Below are 16774 nucleotides of genomic sequence, written 5' to 3' on the forward strand. Positions count from 1 at the left end.
TGTGGCGCTAGGAGTATGCCCGATCGGCGGCCCCACGTCACGGGTTGATGATCACCGGATCCGGGCGGTCCGGACCGGCCCGCACGGTCACGAAATTGGTCCGAACCATTGACCCCACTGGTCTAGTCCTTCTACCTTCTCCCTCAACGTTCTACGCGTTCATGCCAATTCGGCACCGGCCGTTCACGTTTCTCCCCACCCGGCCGCCGAGCGGCCTGCACGCTCCTTCCACACGCAGGTCACGGCTCCACCTCGCCCCCCTCCGAGGAGACGACATGCTCAGACCGCACCGAAGGCGAGCGCCCCACCGGCTGATCGCCGCCGCCACCGCGCTGTGTACGGCGGCGCTGGCCGGCCTTCTGCTCACCGGCTCCGCCTCCGCCCGCCCCACGGGCACCACCCCCCACACCGCCGCCGCGGCCGGTGACAAGGTCGTCGGATACTTCACCAACTGGGGTGTCTACGACCGCAATTACCACGTCAAGAACATCGAGACCTCCGGGTCGGCCGACAAACTGACGCATATCAACTACGCCTTCGGCAACGTCCAAGGCGGCAAATGCGCCATCGGCGACTCCTACGCCGACTACGACAAGGCGTACACCGCCGACCAGAGCGTCGACGGCAAGGCCGACACCTGGGACGACGGCGCGCTGCGCGGCAACTTCAACCAGCTGCGCAAGCTCAAGAAACTGCACCCCAACCTCAAGGTGATCTGGTCCTTCGGCGGCTGGACCTGGTCGGGCGGTTTCGGCGAGGCCGCCAAGAACCCCGAGGCGTTCGCCCAGTCCTGCCACGACCTGGTCAAGGACAAGCGCTGGGCGGATGTCTTCGACGGCATCGACATCGACTGGGAGTACCCCAATGCCTGCGGTCTGAGCTGCGACACCAGCGGCAAGGACGCGTTCACCAACGTCATGAAGGCGCTGCGGGAGAAGTTCGGCAAGGACCAGCTGGTGACCGCGGCGATCACCGCGGACGCCTCGGACGGCGGCAAGATGGACGCGGCCGACTATGCGGGCGCGGCGCAGTACGTCGACTGGTACAACCCGATGACGTACGACTACTTCGGCGCATGGGACGCCAAGGGCCCGACGGCCCCGCACTCCCCGCTCGCGTCGTACAACGGCATCCCGAAGGCCGGCTTCAACACCACCGACACCCTCACCAAGCTGAAGAAGCTGGGCGTGCCGGCCGGCAAGCTGCTGCTGGGCATCGGCTTCTACGGCCGCGGCTGGCAGGGTGTCACCCAGGACGCTCCGGGCGGTACGGCGACCGGTGCGGCCCCGGGCAAGTACGAGGCGGGCATCGACGACTACAAGGTGCTCAAGGACCGCTGCCCGGCCACCGGCAAGGTGGGCGGTACCGCGTATGCCAAGTGCGGTGACCAGTGGTGGAGTTACGACACCCCGGAGACCATCGGCAGCAAGATGGCCTTCAAGGACGCACAGGGCCTGGGCGGCACGTTCTTCTGGGAACTGAGCGGTGACACCGCCAACGGCGAGCTGATCAAGGCGATCAGGTAGCCGAAGCGGTCGAGGAAGCCGGGCGGGAGGCAGTGGGGCCTCCCGCCCTTTCCCTGTGCGCGGCTCAGGTGGACGGCCGGGACGGCGCCGGGCAGGTCGGCTCGTACTCCTCGATCAGCCGCAGGGTGTCGCCCAGCCCGCGCACCAGCAGGGCGGTCACCGTCTCGCGGGGTATCTCCTGGGTCGCGATCCAGTCGAGGGTGACGCCCTCGACGCTGGTGAGCCAGCCGGTCAGGGCGATGCGGGCGAGCGGCGGGATCTCCTCGCGGCCCCAGGCGCCCCGGGCGATGGTGCGCAGCAGCCGGGCCCGCACGGCATCGCGGATCGCCAGCACCTCGGCGTCGGAGCCGACGCCGCCGGTGACGATGGCGCGGTAGGCGGCCTGGTGGTGCTGGGCGTAGCGGAGATAGCCGTCGACGGTGCGCTGGACGCGTTCGACGGGCGGCAGGTCATGGGTGCTGCCCGCGCGCTCGACCAGCTGGGCCACGGCGTCCTCGATGATCGCGAGGTAATAGCCGCGCTTGTTGGTGAAGTAGTAGTAGATCAGGCCCTTGGCCACGCCGGCCGCGCGGGCGATGTCGTCCATGGACAGCGCGTCGTACGAGGTGTCGGCGAACAACGCACGCCCGGTGGCGATGAGTTCGGCGCGCCGTGCCTGGGCGCGTCCGGTGCCGCGGGCGGCCGGGGAGCCGTCCTGTCCGCGCTGTTGACTATTATTCAAAATCGGCCCTAGTCTCCCAACGGACTCGTCAGTAGTCGCCTCGTCGCCAACTGACCAACTCGCCAACTGCCAACTGCCAACTGCCAACTGCCAAGATTTTTCCGCAGTATGACAGCGCGTCATGGACCGGATCCGCTTCTTCGCCCATGACCTTCGCGATCGTCCGCCGCGTTTTACCCACGGCGCCCCAGCACTTCCTCGCGCATTCGACCACTGCCCCGGGGAGGACACAGTGAGCCCTACGATCCGAACGCCCCGCCCCGCGCCCGCCGCGCCCGAGGGGCGCACCTCCTGGAAGAAGACCGCCGTGGTGGCGGTGCCCGCCGTGCTCGCCGTGGGAGCGCTGGCGACGGTGATGGCCCAGGGCGTGCTGGCCGCCTCCTTCGCCGTCTCCGGAACCCACTTCCAGGTCTCCTCGGGCAAGCTGACCAGCAGCGGACTGTCCTCGTACGTCCACACCGACCGCGATACCGACGGCCGCGGCCACCCCGTCGCGCTGCTCGGCATCGGCAAGGCGTCGCTCGCCGACATCTGCCAGTCGGCGCAGGTCAAGACGCCGGTCGGCACCGTGGTGTTCAAGCTGACGGCGGGCGGCAGGGCCGGGCCGGTGTCCGCCGACAGTCTGGTCATCGACGGCGAGGACCTGGTCGGCGACGCCCGCTTCGGCACCGCGCAGATCGGCCGGGACGCCGCCTCGCTGGACGCCGTACCGGGTGTGCACGGCCCGAAGGGGAAGTTCGGACTCCAGGCCGGGGACATCTCGGTCGCCGGGGTCCGCTCGCACGCCTGGTCCGCCACCGGCGGCAACTTCCGGCTCAAGGGGCTGCGGGTGAGCGTGAGCCTGGACGGCGAGAAGTGTTTCTGAGCGCGCGCCGTGCCCGCTGGGGCACCCGCCTTGAGCAGGTACTGCCGTGGCCCGAGCGGCGGGCGGCGCTGCGCCGCTGGCGGCGGACCCGGCCGTTCTGGGCCGGGCTGCTGCTCCTGCTCGGCGGCGCGGAGCTGCTGCTGGTGCCGCTCTCACCGCTGACGGTCCTGGTGAGCCTGGGGCTCGGCGGGCTGGCGGCGATCGGCATCGGGCTGGCGCTGATGGTGGCGGGGATCTTCCTGTGGTGCACACCGGCCGCGCGCCACTACGTCAGTATCAATGCGCTGATCCTGTCGGTGCTCTCCTTCGCCGCGACCAATCTGGGCGGCTTTCTGGTGGGCATGGGCCTGGGGATCGCGGGCAGCGCGATGGGGTTCGGGTGGACGCCGGTGCGGGCGGGGGATCCCGGACGGGAGACGGGTCCGGCACAGGGGACGGATCCGGTGCAGGGGACGGATCCGGTACCGCGGGCAGGTCTCGTACGGGAGACGGATCCGGACGGCGCCCGCCCCGCGGACCGTACGGCGCAGGCGTCGGCGCCGGCCCGTCGTGGCGTCGGCCGCAAGGTCCTCGCGGCCGGCCTGCCCGTGGCGCTGCTCGCGGCCGTCGGGGGCCCGGCGCAACGGGCCGAGGCGACCGGCGTACCGGCGCCGCCGGTCCCGCCCACCGTGCACACCACGCGGTTCGCCCCCAAGGGCTTCACCCTCGCCGGGGTCACCGAGGTCCCGACGGCAAACGGCCGGGCCAAAGCCATGGTCCTGAAGATGTCGGCGGCCTCGCTCACCGACTACCGCCTCACCACCCGCGACCGCACCGGGCCCCAACTCGGGCTGAACGCCGATACGTTGAACCTCCGCGGCGAGGTGACCCTCTACCTCACCAAGTTCAGCGGCTGTCTGGAGGGCGTGCTCTGCCTCACCTTCACCCCCGACACGCTCCCCGTCCCGCCGGTCGTACCGCCCTTCGTCTACATGACCGATGTGACGGCCGAACAGGCACTGGTCACCTCCGACCTGATCGTCGCGGACGGGCTGCGGCTGCACGCCGGTCCGCGTTCCTGATCCGGCTCCCCCGGCGGGCTTTACGGCCCCCGTCCGCTGCGCGCACCATCGGCGTGCGGGGGCCGGATCCGTGACGAAGAGGTGACTGGTGGTCAACCCTTGGCTGGCGCTGGAGTCGGGTGCCGACCCGGTGGCACATACCCGCAGGGTGCGGCGGGCCCATGAGGCGTTCCTGGCCGACGGGACGGTGCTGCCGCCCGTACGCCGGGTGGTCGCCGACTCCTGGCGCCGCTCGGCGCGGGCACGGGCCGCCTCGGACGGCGCGGCGCCCATCGAGCTGGACGAGGCCGCGCTGCGGGCCTACCGGGACGCCCACCCCCTGGCTCGGGCGATGCCCGTCTTCCGCGAGCTGCTGGGCAGCATCGCCCAGGACGGTGCGCATCTGATGGCGGTCTGCGATCCCCAGGGACGGATGCTGTGGGTCGAGGGCCACCCCGGGGTACGGCGGCAGGCGGAGCGGATGAACTTCGTGGTCGGGGCGCGCTGGGACGAGCGGCATGCGGGCACCAACGCGCCGGGCACCGCGCTCGCCTCCGGTCACGCCGTACAGATCTTCGCGGCCGAGCACTACAACCGGCGGGTGCAGCGCTGGACCTGCGCGGCGGCCCCGCTGCACGATCCGCGGACCGGGCGGCTGCTGGGCGCCGTCGACATCACCGGCGGCGACCATCTGGCCGGCCCGCACAGCCTGGCCCTGGTCCAGGCCACCGCCCGCGCCGCCGAGGCCCATCTGGCATACGGGATACGGGAGTTGGGGACGTTCCTGGCCGCACTGGGACGGGACGAGGCGCTGCTGGCCGTGGACGGCACCCGGCTGCGGCTGGGCCGCCGGCACAGCGAGATCATGGTGCTGCTCGCCCACCACCCCGCGGGCCTGACCGGTGAGCAGCTGGCCGTCCTCCTCTACGGCGAACGGGAGATCAGCCCGGTCACCCTGCGCGCCGAGCTGTCCCGGCTGCGGCAGCTCGCCGGCCCGCTGCTCGCCTCCCGGCCCTACCGGCTGACCCGTCCGACCGAGACCGATCTCCACACGGTCGAGCGGGAGTTGACCGCCGGTCACCTCACGGCGGCCCTGGATGCCTACCCCGGTCCGCTGCTGCCGCTCTCGGAGGCCCCCGGGATACGCCGTCTGCGCACGGCCCTGGAGGACCGGCTGCGGCGCGCCCTGCTGGCCGCCCGCGACCCCGCGCTGCTGCGCCGCTGGTCGCAGACCCCCTGGGGCGAGCACGACCTGGAGGTCTGGGAAGCCCTGGAGGACACCCTGCCGCCGCACTCCCCGGCACGCGACGTCCCGCACGCCACGGCGGGGCGCCTGCGGACGGCGTACGGGCTGACCGGCTCGTCCTCTGCCCCACGGTCGACCGACGGTCCCCGCAGGCCGCCAGGCCCCTGAAGCATCCCTGACCACCGGAGGCGGCCGCTCGGTGCTGCCGACGGGCTCGCGCAACGCTCCTGAGGCGTGTCACCAATGTCCGGCAGTTTTATACATTCCATCAGGTCTGTGCGGACTCGTTTTGTCATCCCATAGGTCGGGCACGCTTTGACAAGCGTGGCCGAGATCTGACTAACTTGCGCCGCAGATCGGTCATGAGTGTCAGCGACAAGCCCTGGCTTGCTGACCGGCAACCCTCGCGCCGCGGTGGGGTGCCCCAGGTGACGACCGGACCGGAAGACCTTCGGTAAGCGCGAGCCCCACGGGCCGGAACAGTGACGGTGACGGAATGTACGCAGCTTTCGGGACAGCCGCATGGCGGCGCCGTGGCTGCCTGCTGCTGTGCGCGAACCGGTCGGTCGATCTGCTGCGCGTCAATAGCGCTCTGTGTACCGGCGCCTGCCGTGCCTTCCGCCGAGGCTGAGGGCTGACGGTCTTCTGAATCTCTGACGCCACCGCTGTCGCGGTGTGCGTCCTCCTTGCCCAAACCCCGTTCCGCGCGTCCCCGTGCGCATCGTCACGCAGAGCCCCGTCGGCCCGGCGCCGTGCCGTTGCGGCATCCGTGGTCCGGGCTGTCCGAATTCGCTGGAGTCCTCCATGAGTGAACCCCCTGGCGCTGCGGTACCTCTCGCCTCAGCGCCCCCTGCCGAGGAGCCCCCCGGCCCCTCCTCCCCGCCTCGTACCGCACGTCCTGCCGAGGCCGAACGGCCGGGCGACGGCACCGCACCGCGGCCGCCGGCGGCGCAGCGGGTGTTGCCGCTGCACAGGCCAGGCCGCTGGATCGCCACGGCGATCGTGCTGGTGCTGGTCGCCCAGATCGCCCATGGACTGGTGACCAACCCCTTCTATCAGTGGGACCGGTTCCGGTACTGGTTCCTGCGCCCGGCGATCCTCGATGGCCTGCTCATCACCCTCAAGGTGACGGCGTACAGTGCCGTGCTCGGTCTGTTCGGCGGCATCCTGGTCGCCCTGGGCAGGCTCTCCCGGAGCCCGGTGTTGCGGGCGGTTGCCTGGACCTACACATGGCTGTTCCGCTCGGTTCCGCTGATCGTGGTGCTGCTGTTCCTCTACAACTTCAGCGCGCTGTACAAGACGCTGAGCCTCGGGGTTCCGTTCGGGCCCGCCTTCTTGACCTTCGACGAGTCCCGGCTCGCCACCGACATCGTCGTGGCGGTCGTCGGACTCACCCTCAATGAGGCGGCGTACGCGTCCGAGGTGGTGCGGAGCGGCATCCTCGCGGTCGACCATGGGCAGCACGAGGCGGCGTTGGCGCTGGGCCTGCCGAAGAGCTACCAGTTCACGAAGATCGTCTTTCCGCAGGCCCTGCGCTCCATCACCCCGAACTACGTGAATCTGCTGATCAATCTGATCAAGAGCACCTCGCTCGTCTTCTACGTGTCGCTGCTCGATCTGTTCGGCTCGGCGCAGAGCATGGGCAGCACCTACCCGGGTGACATCGTCCCGCTGCTGCTCGTCGCGACCGTCTGGTACCTGATCCTCACGAGTGCGGTCTCCGTCGTCCAGTTCTACGTCGAGCGGTACTTCGCCAGGGGCGCGACGCGCACCCTTCCGCCGACGCCGTTGCAGAAGGTGCGGGCAGGTCTGCGTGATCTGCGTGCCCGAGCCCGGAGGGAGGCCGCGATATGACCACCGAGACCACCGAGACCGGGACCACCGAGATACGACCGGCCGCGGTCCAGGTCCACGACGTGCACAAGTGGTACGGCGCCCACCAGGTTCTGGACGGCGTCGAGTTGACCGTATGGCCCGGCGAGGTCACCGTGATCCTCGGGCCGTCCGGGTCCGGCAAGTCCACCTTGCTGCGGGTGATCAACCACCTGGAGAAGCCGGAGGTCGGGTACGTCAGCGTGAACGGTGAGCCGATCGGCGTACGCCGGCACGGCGAGAGGCTCAAGGAGCTGAGCGAACGGGTCATCCTGGGCCAGCGCAGCCGGATCGGCTTCGTCTTCCAGAACTTCAACCTCTTCCCGCACCTGACCGCGCTGGACAACGTGGCCGCCGCTCCCGTGGCCACCGGGAAGCTGGCCAAGCCCAAGGCCCAGGAGCTGGCCCGCGAACTGCTCGGTCGGGTGGGTCTGGCCGACAAGGTCGGCGCCTATCCGCGGCAGCTGTCCGGCGGCCAGCAGCAGCGGGTGGCCATCGCCCGCGCCCTCGCCCTGCGACCGGGGGTCATCCTCTTCGACGAACCCACCTCCGCACTCGATCCCGAACTGGTCGGCGATGTATTGGCCGTCATCAAGGACCTGGCCACCAGCGGCACCACCCTCATCATCGTCACCCACGAGATCGGCTTCGCCCGTGAGGTGGCCGACCGGATCGTCTTCATCGATGGGGGCCGGATCGTCGAACAGGGTCCCCCCACCGAGTTGTTGGATCACCCGAAACACGAGCGGACCAGGGACTTCCTGAGCAAGGTGCTCTGACCTCGCCGTCCGTCCCACTGCCCGCGGCCCGTCCGGGCTCGCGTCCCCCACACACCACCGAAGAACACCTCCCCCACACCGCCGAAGAACAAGCAACGCGCCCTCACCACCACTCACCGAAGCAAGGACAGCTATGCGCACCCTCAAACTCCGCAGCAGCCTCTTCCGCGGCCTCTCCCTCGGCACCGCCGTCGCTACCCTCGCCACTGGCCTCGCCGCCTGCGGGGGCAACAGCGAAGCGGCCGGCAAGTCCGACAGCAAGGTGCCCGGGACGGTCACCGTGGGGGCCCATTCCAACGGGGCCGCCAAGGAGACCGCGCTCAAGGTGTCCGAGGTCAAGTCCATCAGCGCCGAACTGCCGAAGCCGATTGCCAAGAAGGGCAAGCTGGCCATCGGCGTCGGTGCCCTGCCCACCGGTTCCGTGCCACTGAACTTCATTGGCGACGACCAGAAGACGCTCACCGGATCCGAGCCCGACTTCGGCCGACTGGTGGCCGCCGTCCTCGGCCTCAAGCCCGAGGTGAAGAACCTCACCTGGGAGAACCTGTTCGTCGGCATCGACAGCGGCAAGGTCGACGCGGCCTTCGCCAACGTCACCGACACCGAGGAGCGCAAGAAGAAGTACGAGTTCGCCACCTACCGGCAGGACAACCTGGGGTTCGAGGTGCCCAAGAAGAGCACCTGGACCTTCGACGGCGACTACCAGAGCCTGGCCGGCAAGACGGTCGCGGTGAGCCGGGGCACCAACCAGGAGAAGGTCCTGCTGGAGTGGAAGGCGAAGCTGAAGAAGCAGGGCAAGGACCTCACCGTCAAGTACTACCCGGACAACAACAGCGTCTACCTGGCGCTGAACAGCGGGAAGATCGACGCCTACTTCGGCCCCAATCCCAGCATCGCCTACCACACAACCCACACGGCGAGTGGCCCCAACGCGACCCGTAGCGCCGGCAAGTTCTCCGGCGCGGGCGCAAAGCTCCAGGGGCTGATCGCAGCGACCTCGAAGAAGGACAGCGGGCTGGCCAAGCCGGTCTCCGAGGCGATCAACTACCTGATCAGGAACGGTCAGTACGCCAAGTGGCTGGCGGCCTGGAACCTCTCCAACGAGGCCGTCAGCACCTCCAAGGTCAACCCGCCCGGCCTGCCGCTCGACAACTCCTGATCAACGCTCATAGGGCAGCCGCCCGGGACTCCGGCGCCACGCCGGAGTCCCGGGCACACCAACCCACCATGTCCGAAGGAATTCCACGTTGATGCCGCGGAGCGTTCCCACCGCCATCTCCACCAGCTCTTCCCTTCCTCCCACGCAGAGTCCGGCCGAACCCCACCTCCTGGACAACGCCGTCTGGGCCGCGCTGACCGGCCCGCACGCCCGGTTCGCCGAGCGCGTCGGCCGCGCCGCCCGCTATCCCCTGGATGTCTGCCCCTTCACCGCCCTCGCCGACCCGGCCGACCCGGGGGCCTGGGACGACCTGGCCGAGCTGGTCGGCCCGGACACCGTCACCCCCGTCACGGGAGTGCGGGCCGTCCCCGACGGATGGGAAATCGTGGAGCGAGGGCAGGGCGTTCAACTGGTCGACACCGGGCTACGCGCCGAACCCGCACCCGAAGCGGTGCGGCTCGGGCTCGACGACATCCCCGAGATCCTGGACCTGGTCGCCCTGACCAAACCGGGCCCCTTCCTGCCCCGCACCGTCGAACTCGGCGTCTACCTCGGCATCCGGCACCGCGGACGGCTCATCGCCATGGCCGGGGAACGCGTGCATCCGCCGGGCTGGACGGAGATCAGCGCCGTCTGCACCCACCCGGCACACCGTGGGCAGGGCCTGGCCACGCGGCTGGTCCGGGCGGTGGCAGCCGGGATCAGGGAACGCGGGGAGATCCCCTTCCTCCATGCACTCGCCGGCAACACCACCGCCATTCGCCTCTACGAGTCCATCGGCTTCACCCTGCGCCGCCGTACGAACTTCGTGCTGGTGCGCACCCCTGGCCGTCATCCGGCACCGACGCCTTGATCAGGCAGTCGCACTGCGCGACCACGCCCAGCCCCCGAAGGGACCCGACATGATCGCCTCCGAGAACCGCCCCGCCCGGTCCTCCGCGGCCGTTGCCGCCGATGACATACTCCGCCGCACCCTGCGGCACCACGCAGCCGGAGTAACGGTGATCACCGTCCCGGGCCCGGCCGGCTTCACAGCCACCTCTTTCACCTCCGTATCCCTGCGGCCGGCTCTCGTGTCCTTCTACCTGGGCCTTGGCGCATCAACCGCGCCTGCGGTCCGGGAAGCCGACCGGTTCGCCGTCCACATTCTCGGCACCCAGAACGCCGAAGTGGCACGGCAGTTCGCGCGCAGCGGCGTCGACCGGTTCCAGGGCATCGCCTGGACCGAGCACGAGGACGCCCTGCCCGTACTCGACGACGTTCCCGCCTGGCTCACCGCCCGGGTGACGTTGCGCCAGCCCATCGGCGACCACCTGCTGGTCGTGGGCGAGGTCGAGGCCGGTGCGGCGCATCAGGACGCGACGGCACTGGTGCATCACGACGGGGCGTTCGCCGCGGCCCATGCACTGCCCCCACAACCGATCCGTCGTGCTTCATGACGATCACGACGAGATGAGCCAACTCCCGGTACGTACGCTCCCTCAGGAAGGCGCCCCCATCGTGTCCTCATCGCTCTCTTCGCTGTCCTCTTCGCCCCGTTCATCCGCTCCGCTGCACCTGGCCGTCGCGCTCGACGGCGCGGGCTGGCACCCTGCCGCATGGCGCGAGGCGGTGGCCAGGCCCCGGGATCTGCTCACTGCCGGCTACTGGGCCGACCTCGTCGCCGAGGCCGAACGCGGCCTGCTCGACTTCGTGACGATCGAGGACTCGCTCGGATTCCAGTCCTCGCACCTCCTGGAGCCGGAGGGGCGCACCGACCAGGTCCGTGGACGGCTGGACGCCGTCCTCATCGCCGCCCGCGTCGCCCCGCTGACCAGGCACATCGGACTCGTGCCGACCGTGGTGGCCACCCACACCGAGCCGTTCCACATCTCCAAGGCCATCGCCACGCTCGACTACGTGAGCGCGGGTCGCGCGGGCCTCCGCGTGCAGGTGACGCGGCACCCGAACGAGGCCGAGCACTTCGGACGCCGTACGTTCCCCCGCTTCGCCCTCGGGGACCTGCACGGCCCGCCTGCACGGGAACTGACGGCCGGCCTCCTCGACGAGGCAGCCGACTACGTCGAAGTCGTGCGTCGGCTGTGGGACAGCTGGGAGGACGACGCGGAGATCCGGGATGTCGCCACCGGTCGCTTCATCGACCGCGACAAGGTGCACTACATCGACTTCGAGGGCAAGCACTTCAGCGTCAAGGGCCCCTCCATCACACCCCGGCCGCCGCAGGGCCAGCCCCTGGTGAGCGCGCTCGCACACGAGGAAGCGACCGGCGCCCCGTTCCGGCTGGTCGCCCGCTCCACCGACGTCGGGTACGTCACGCCGCGCGACATCGGGCAGGCGCGCGCCGTCGTCGCCGCGGTGCGGTCCGAGCAGGAGGCGGCAGGGCGTGCGGAGGAGCCTCTGCACCTGTTCGGAGACCTGGTGGTGTTCCTGGACGACACTCCGGCCGCGGCGGAGGACCGCCGGGACCGCCTCGACGCCCTCGCGGGAAACGCGTACACCAGCGACGCCCGTATCTTTACCGGCACGCCCGCCCAACTCGCCGATCTGCTGCTGGAGTTGCGGGAGGCCGGACTGTCCGGCTTCCGGCTGCGCCCCGCCGTCCTCGGACACGACCTTCCCGCGATCACCCGAGGGCTGGTGCCCGAACTCCAGCGCCGAGGCTCTTTCCGGAACTCCTACGAAACCGACACCCTCCGCGGGCTGCTCGGGCTCGCCCGCCCCACCAGCCGCTACGCCGCCACTGCCTGAGCCGGAAGGACCGCACCGACATGAGCAAGCAACTGAAGCAGATCCATCTGGCCGCGCACTTCCCGGGCGTCAACAACACCACCGTGTGGAGTGCCCCCGAGGCCGGCAGCCACATCGAGTTCAGCTCCTTCGCGCACTTCGCGCGGACCGCCGAACGAGCCAAGTTCGACTTCCTGTTCCTCGCCGAGGGGCTGAGATTGCGTGAGCAGGGCGGAAGGATCTACGACCTCGACGTCGTGGGACGGCCCGACACCTTCACCGTCCTCACCGCGCTCGCAGCCGTCACCGAACATCTCGGCCTGACCGGCACCATCAACTCCACCTTCAATGAGCCCTACGAGGTCGCCCGCCAGTTCGCCAGCCTCGATCATCTGTCGGGCGGGCGTGCCGCCTGGAACGTGGTCACTTCCTGGGACGCCTTCACCGGCGAGAACTTCCGCCGCGGTGGCTTCCTGCCACAGGAGGAGCGCTACACCCGGGCCAAGGAGTTCCTGTCCACGGCCCACGAACTGTTCGACTCCTGGCGCGGCGACGAGGTCATCGCCGACCAGGAGACCGGAGTCTTCCTGCGCGACGCCCAGGCCGGAGCCTTCGTCCACCAGGGCGACCAGTTCGACATCAGCGGACAGTTCAACGTCCCGCGCAGCCCCCAGGGACGCCCTGTGATCTTTCAGGCCGGAGCGTCCGACGAGGGGCGCGAGTTCGCGGCCTCCAGCGCCGACGCGATCTTCAGCCGGTACAGCAAGCTCGAAGAGGGGCAGGCCTTCTACCAGGACGTCAAGGGCCGCCTCGCCCGCTACGGTCGCAGGCACGACCAGCTGCTGATCCTGCCCGCCGCGACGTTCGTCCTCGGCGACACGGACGCCGAGGCGCGAGAACTCGCCCACGAGGTACGGAGCCAGCAGGTCAGCGGCGCGACCGCGCTCAAGTACCTGGAGCACGTCTGGAACCGGGATCTGTCCGCGTACGACCCGGACGGTCCGCTGCCCGACGTCGACCCGGTCCCCGGCGAGAACACCATCGCCCTCGGCCGGGCCAGCGTGCGGCAGTTCCGTGACCCGCTGGCGGTTGCCAAGGAGTGGCGCGAGCGCGCGGAGGCGAAGAACCTCTCCATCCGCGAGCTGGTCATCGAGACCACCACCCGTCAGTCGTTCATCGGCTCCCCGGCCACCGTCGCCGAGACCATCAACGAGTTCGTCCAGGCGGACGCCTCCGACGGCTTCATCCTCGTCCCCCACATCACCCCCGGCGGCCTCGACGTCTTCGCCGACACCGTGGTTCCGCTGCTCCAGGAGCGCGGGGTGTTCCGGACGGAGTACGAGGGGACCACCCTGCGCGACCACCTCGGTCTGGACCACCCCGACGCCGAGGCGCCGGCCGGGCGGGTGGCGTCATGAGCACCCCCCCTCGGCGTCCTCGACCTGGTCCCGATCTCGTCCGGCTCCACGGCCACCGAAGCGCTCCGCAACTCCATCGACCTGGCCCGGCAGGCCGAGCGCTTCGGCTACGCCCGCTACTGGTTCGCCGAACACCACCTCAATCCGGGTGTGGCGGGCACCTCACCCGCCGTCATCCTCGCGTTGACCGCCTCCGCGACGTCGACGATCCGGCTCGGCTCCGGCGCCGTACAGCTCGGTCACCGCACCGCACTGTCCACGGTCGAGGAGTTCGGCCTGATCGACGCGCTGCACCCGGGACGTTTCGACCTGGGCCTCGGACGATCCGGCGGCCGCCCGGCCGGACCGCCTGCCACCCCGCCGCCGACCGCGACCCCTGTCGTCGACGGCCGGGCCCCCAACGGGCTGCGGATCCCGGAGCGCTTCTCCTTCGCGCACCTGCTCGGCTCACCCAGGGTCGCCCTTCAGCGCAGACTGCTCCAGCAGCCGGGCGCCGAGTCGCAGGACTACGGCGAGCAGGTGGACGACATTCTCGCGCTGCTGGCCGGCACCTACCGGTCCGCGGACGGCGTCGAGGCACACGTCGTCCCAGGCGAGGGCGCCGACGTACAGGTGTGGATTCTGGGCAGCAGCGGAGGGCAGAGCGCCGAGGTCGCCGGCCGCAACGGTCTGCGGTTCGCGGCGAACTACCACGTCAGCCCGGCCACCGTGCTGGAGGCAGCGGAAGGCTACCGGACCGCGTTCCAGCCCTCTGACGTGCTCGACAAGCCGTACGTGAGCGTCTCGGCCGATGTCGTCGTCGCCGAGGACGACGAGACCGCCCGCGAACTCGCCACCGGCTACGGCCTGTGGGTCCGCAGCATCCGCACCGCCGAGGGCGCGATCGAGTTCCCCACGCCCGAACAGGCCCGGTCCCATGTGTGGACCGACACGGACCGGGCGCTGGTCGCCGACCGCGTGGAAACCCAGTTCGTCGGCTCCCCTGCCCGCGTGGCCGACCAACTGGAACGGCTCCAGGCGGCCACCGGAGCCGACGAACTGCTCATCACCACCATCACGCACCGCCATGCCGACCGGGTGCGTTCCTACGAGCTGCTGGCCGAGGAGTGGCGGCGCAGATGAGCGGGCGCCCGTGCGCGGCGGGGAAGTCGCAGATCCAGCCGCGCCATCGAAGGCGGTGACGCGAGCCCCTCCACACCTGCCGTGGCCTGACCCCCACGGTCCGTCGTTCCGCCAAGGCCCATTTCCAGCACCTCCTGGGGCACCCCAGGAGGTGCTGGACCACGCCGGGGGCTGAGCTACGTGTCAGGCCGTACCGCCGCAGCCGCGGGGGCTGGTGTGGCGGACGCCGGGTTGGGCCCGGCAGCGGGGGCATTCGGCGGCGAGCAACGGCAGAACCCGCCCACCTGCGCAAACGCGGCGTCAAGGTGGTCATCCCGGAGAAGAGGGACCAGGCGGCCGACCGGGCGAAGAAAGGCCGCAGGGGCGGCAGGCCCGTCGCCACACGGGACGACAAGACCCCCGAAAGCTACCTGGCCGGCCTCCACTTACGTGCCTCGATGATCTGGATCAGAGACCTCACGCAGACCACCTCCTGATCACCACCCGATACGCGCCCTAGGGGGCCCGGCCTCCCCCCGGCGCAACGTTCGAGCAACCTGCGCCGCCCTACCCTGCGCGCAACGCCCGTCGCACGGGAGCGGCGGGCACCGCGTCGAGAGCGATTGGGAGGCCGCCCATGGCCCGTTACGCCAGCCCGGGTTCCGCCGATGCCGTCATGAGCTACCAGAGCCGCTACGACCACTGGATCGGCGGCGCGTTCGTGGCGCCCGCACTGGGCCGGTACTTCGACAATCCCACCCCGGTCAACGGTCAGACGTTCTGCGAGGTGGCGCGCGGCACCGCCGAGGACGTCGAGCGCGCGCTGGACGCCGCGCACGCCGCCGCGCCCGGCTGGGCCCGTACCCCCGCCGCCGAGCGGGCCGCCGTCCTCAACAAGATCGCCGACCGGATGGAGGCCAACCTGGAGGCGCTGGCGGTCGCCGAGAGCTGGGAGAACGGCAAGCCGGTGCGGGAGGCGCTGGCGGCCGACATCCCCCTGGCCGTCGACCACTTCCGTTACTTCGCGGGCGCCGTACGCGCCCAGGAGGGCACTCTCTCGGAGATCGACGAGGACACCGTCGCGTACCACTTCCACGAGCCGCTGGGAGTTGTCGCCCAGATCATCCCCTGGAACTTCCCCATCCTGATGGCCGTCTGGAAGCTCGCCCCCGCCCTGGCCGCGGGCAACGCCGTGGTCCTCAAACCGGCCGAACAGACCCCCGCCTCGGTGCACTTCCTCATGAGCCTGATCGCGGACCTGCTGCCGCCGGGTGTGGTCAACATCGTCAACGGCTTCGGCACGGAGGCGGGCAAACCACTCGCCTCCAGCCCCCGGGTGGCCAAGGTCGCGTTCACCGGTGAGACCACGACCGGGCGCCTGATCATGCAGTACGCCTCCGAGCATCTGCGGCCGGTGACCCTCGAACTCGGCGGCAAGAGCCCCAACATCTTCTTCGACGACGTCTCCACCCTGATGGACGACTTCCAGGACAAGGCCGTCGAGGGCTTCACCATGTTCGCCCTCAACCAGGGCGAGGTCTGCACCTGCCCCTCCCGGGCGCTCATCCAGCGCGGCCACTACGCCGACTTCCTGGCCGCGGGCGTGGCCCGTACGGAAAAGATCGTCCAGGGGCATCCGCTGGACACCGACACCATGATCGGCGCCCAGGCCTCCAACGACCAGCTGGAGAAGATCCTTTCCTACCTGGACATCGGCCAGAAGGAGGGCGCCCGCGTCCTGACCGGCGGCTCCCGCGCCGAGTTGGGCGGGGAGCTGGAGAGCGGCTACTACGTCCGTCCGACGATCTTCGAGGGCAACAACGCCATGCGGGTCTTCCAGGAGGAGATCTTCGGCCCCGTGGTGGCGGTCGCCCCCTTCTCCGACTTCGACGACGCGATCGGCATCGCCAACGACACCCTCTACGGACTGGGCGCGGGCGTCTGGACCCGCGACGGCTCCACCGCCTACCGCGCCGGCCGCGCCATCCAGGCGGGCCGGGTGTGGACCAACTGCTACCACGCCTATCCCGCACACGCGGCGTTCGGCGGCTACAAGCAGTCCGGCATCGGGCGGGAGAACCACAAGATGATGCTGGACCACTATCAGCAGACGAAAAACCTGCTGGTCTCCTACTCGCCGAAGAAGCTCGGGTTCTTCTAGGGGCTCGCGAAAAGGCGCCTGACCTGGTGTTCTACCCATCAGGCGCCTTTCATTGGTCCGACTCAGAGCGGGAACCGTCTTGCGCCGTAACTCCCAGTTCCTCCCACGGCTCTCCCGCTCCTGACCAGCCCTTCCGGACCAGTCACGGGTTCAGCGTGC

Annotated in this window: 14 protein-coding genes, 1 pseudogene and 1 riboswitch; of the genes and pseudogenes, 14 read left to right on the plus strand and 1 reads right to left on the minus strand. The window is 70.0% G+C overall.

Annotation, left to right across the window (positions count from 1 at the left end):
• Positions 1–275 precede the first annotated feature (275 nt).
• Positions 276–1526 (plus strand): glycoside hydrolase family 18 protein, encoded by a 1251-nt coding sequence (locus tag SNA_RS17910; RefSeq protein WP_044365762.1) that lies wholly within the window; start codon positions 276–278, stop codon positions 1524–1526.
• Positions 1527–1590: 64 nt separating this feature from the next.
• Here the strand turns inward: SNA_RS17910 and SNA_RS17915 are convergent, their stop codons facing one another.
• Entirely contained in the window at positions 1591–2247 is a 657-nt protein-coding gene (locus tag SNA_RS17915; RefSeq protein ID WP_044365764.1) for a TetR/AcrR family transcriptional regulator, read from the minus strand.
• 355 nt (positions 2248–2602) lie between these two features.
• Between SNA_RS17915 and SNA_RS17920 the strand changes: the two genes are divergently transcribed.
• The 13 genes and pseudogenes from SNA_RS17920 to exaC all read left to right on the plus strand — a co-directional run bounded on the left by SNA_RS17920 (position 2603) and on the right by exaC (position 16615).
• On the plus strand, positions 2603–3112 hold the full coding sequence (locus SNA_RS17920; protein WP_241779717.1) for a DUF6230 family protein: 510 nt from the start codon (positions 2603–2605) through the stop codon (positions 3110–3112).
• Positions 3103–4173, plus strand: coding sequence for a DUF6114 domain-containing protein (locus SNA_RS17925; protein WP_030070478.1), 1071 nt, complete (start codon positions 3103–3105; stop codon positions 4171–4173). Before SNA_RS17920 ends, SNA_RS17925 begins: the two co-directional genes overlap by 10 nt.
• Positions 4174–4261: 88 nt before the next feature.
• The gene (locus SNA_RS17930; RefSeq protein WP_044365769.1) at positions 4262–5566 is read left to right on the plus strand and encodes a GAF domain-containing protein; all 1305 of its coding nucleotides are present in this window, start codon (positions 4262–4264) and stop codon (positions 5564–5566) included.
• Between the two features lie 190 nt (positions 5567–5756).
• A riboswitch (SAM riboswitch) is annotated at positions 5757–5865 on the plus strand.
• A gap of 337 nt (positions 5866–6202) precedes the next feature.
• A complete protein-coding gene (locus SNA_RS17935; protein WP_044365771.1) occupies positions 6203–7252 on the plus strand; it encodes an amino acid ABC transporter permease in 1050 nt (349 codons plus the stop codon).
• Positions 7249–8049: an amino acid ABC transporter ATP-binding protein gene (locus SNA_RS17940; RefSeq protein ID WP_044365774.1), complete on the plus strand. Its 801-nt coding sequence runs from the start codon at positions 7249–7251 to the stop codon at positions 8047–8049. Before SNA_RS17935 ends, SNA_RS17940 begins: the two co-directional genes overlap by 4 nt.
• Before the next feature lie 133 nt (positions 8050–8182).
• The gene (locus SNA_RS17945; RefSeq protein ID WP_030070482.1) at positions 8183–9208 is read left to right on the plus strand and encodes an ABC transporter substrate-binding protein; all 1026 of its coding nucleotides are present in this window, start codon (positions 8183–8185) and stop codon (positions 9206–9208) included.
• Positions 9209–9299: 91 nt separating this feature from the next.
• Positions 9300–10061 (plus strand): GNAT family N-acetyltransferase, encoded by a 762-nt coding sequence (locus SNA_RS17950; RefSeq protein ID WP_241779702.1) that lies wholly within the window; start codon positions 9300–9302, stop codon positions 10059–10061.
• A gap of 49 nt (positions 10062–10110) precedes the next feature.
• Positions 10111–10647 (plus strand): flavin reductase family protein, encoded by a 537-nt coding sequence (locus tag SNA_RS17955; protein ID WP_037792950.1) that lies wholly within the window; start codon positions 10111–10113, stop codon positions 10645–10647.
• An 82-nt stretch (positions 10648–10729) separates the two neighbouring features.
• Positions 10730–11956: an LLM class flavin-dependent oxidoreductase gene (locus SNA_RS17960; protein WP_030070485.1), complete on the plus strand. Its 1227-nt coding sequence runs from the start codon at positions 10730–10732 to the stop codon at positions 11954–11956.
• 20 nt (positions 11957–11976) lie between these two features.
• Entirely contained in the window at positions 11977–13353 is a 1377-nt protein-coding gene (locus tag SNA_RS17965) for an NtaA/DmoA family FMN-dependent monooxygenase (protein ID WP_030070486.1), read from the plus strand.
• Between the two features lie 24 nt (positions 13354–13377).
• Positions 13378–14475 (plus strand): MsnO8 family LLM class oxidoreductase, encoded by a 1098-nt coding sequence (locus SNA_RS17970; RefSeq protein ID WP_030070487.1) that lies wholly within the window; start codon positions 13378–13380, stop codon positions 14473–14475.
• Positions 14476–14753: 278 nt separating this feature from the next.
• A pseudogene (locus SNA_RS17975) lies at positions 14754–14951 on the plus strand (hypothetical protein); the annotation flags it as partial.
• Between the two features lie 140 nt (positions 14952–15091).
• Entirely contained in the window at positions 15092–16615 is a 1524-nt protein-coding gene (gene exaC / locus SNA_RS17980; protein WP_030070489.1) for an acetaldehyde dehydrogenase ExaC, read from the plus strand.
• Positions 16616–16774: the final 159 nt, after the last annotated feature.

Source organism: Streptomyces natalensis ATCC 27448, from assembly GCF_000935125.1.
Classification (GTDB): Bacteria; Actinomycetota; Actinomycetes; order Streptomycetales; family Streptomycetaceae; genus Streptomyces; species Streptomyces natalensis.

Excerpts from the sequence above, each read along its gene's own strand:
- SNA_RS17910 (WP_044365762.1), top strand. The coding sequence starts at position 276 with ATGCTCAGACCGCACCGAAGGCGAGCGCCCCACCGGCTGATCGCCGCC.
- SNA_RS17940 (WP_044365774.1), top strand. The coding sequence starts at position 7,249 with ATGACCACCGAGACCACCGAGACCGGGACCACCGAGATACGACCGGCC.
- SNA_RS17945 (WP_030070482.1), top strand. The coding sequence starts at position 8,183 with ATGCGCACCCTCAAACTCCGCAGCAGCCTCTTCCGCGGCCTCTCCCTC.
- SNA_RS17950 (WP_241779702.1), top strand. The coding sequence starts at position 9,300 with ATGCCGCGGAGCGTTCCCACCGCCATCTCCACCAGCTCTTCCCTTCCT.
- SNA_RS17920 (WP_241779717.1), top strand. The coding sequence starts at position 2,603 with ATGGCCCAGGGCGTGCTGGCCGCCTCCTTCGCCGTCTCCGGAACCCAC.
- SNA_RS17965 (WP_030070486.1), top strand. The coding sequence starts at position 11,977 with ATGAGCAAGCAACTGAAGCAGATCCATCTGGCCGCGCACTTCCCGGGC.
- exaC (WP_030070489.1), top strand. The coding sequence starts at position 15,092 with ATGGCCCGTTACGCCAGCCCGGGTTCCGCCGATGCCGTCATGAGCTAC.
- SNA_RS17935 (WP_044365771.1), top strand. The coding sequence starts at position 6,203 with ATGAGTGAACCCCCTGGCGCTGCGGTACCTCTCGCCTCAGCGCCCCCT.
- SNA_RS17955 (WP_037792950.1), top strand. The coding sequence starts at position 10,111 with ATGATCGCCTCCGAGAACCGCCCCGCCCGGTCCTCCGCGGCCGTTGCC.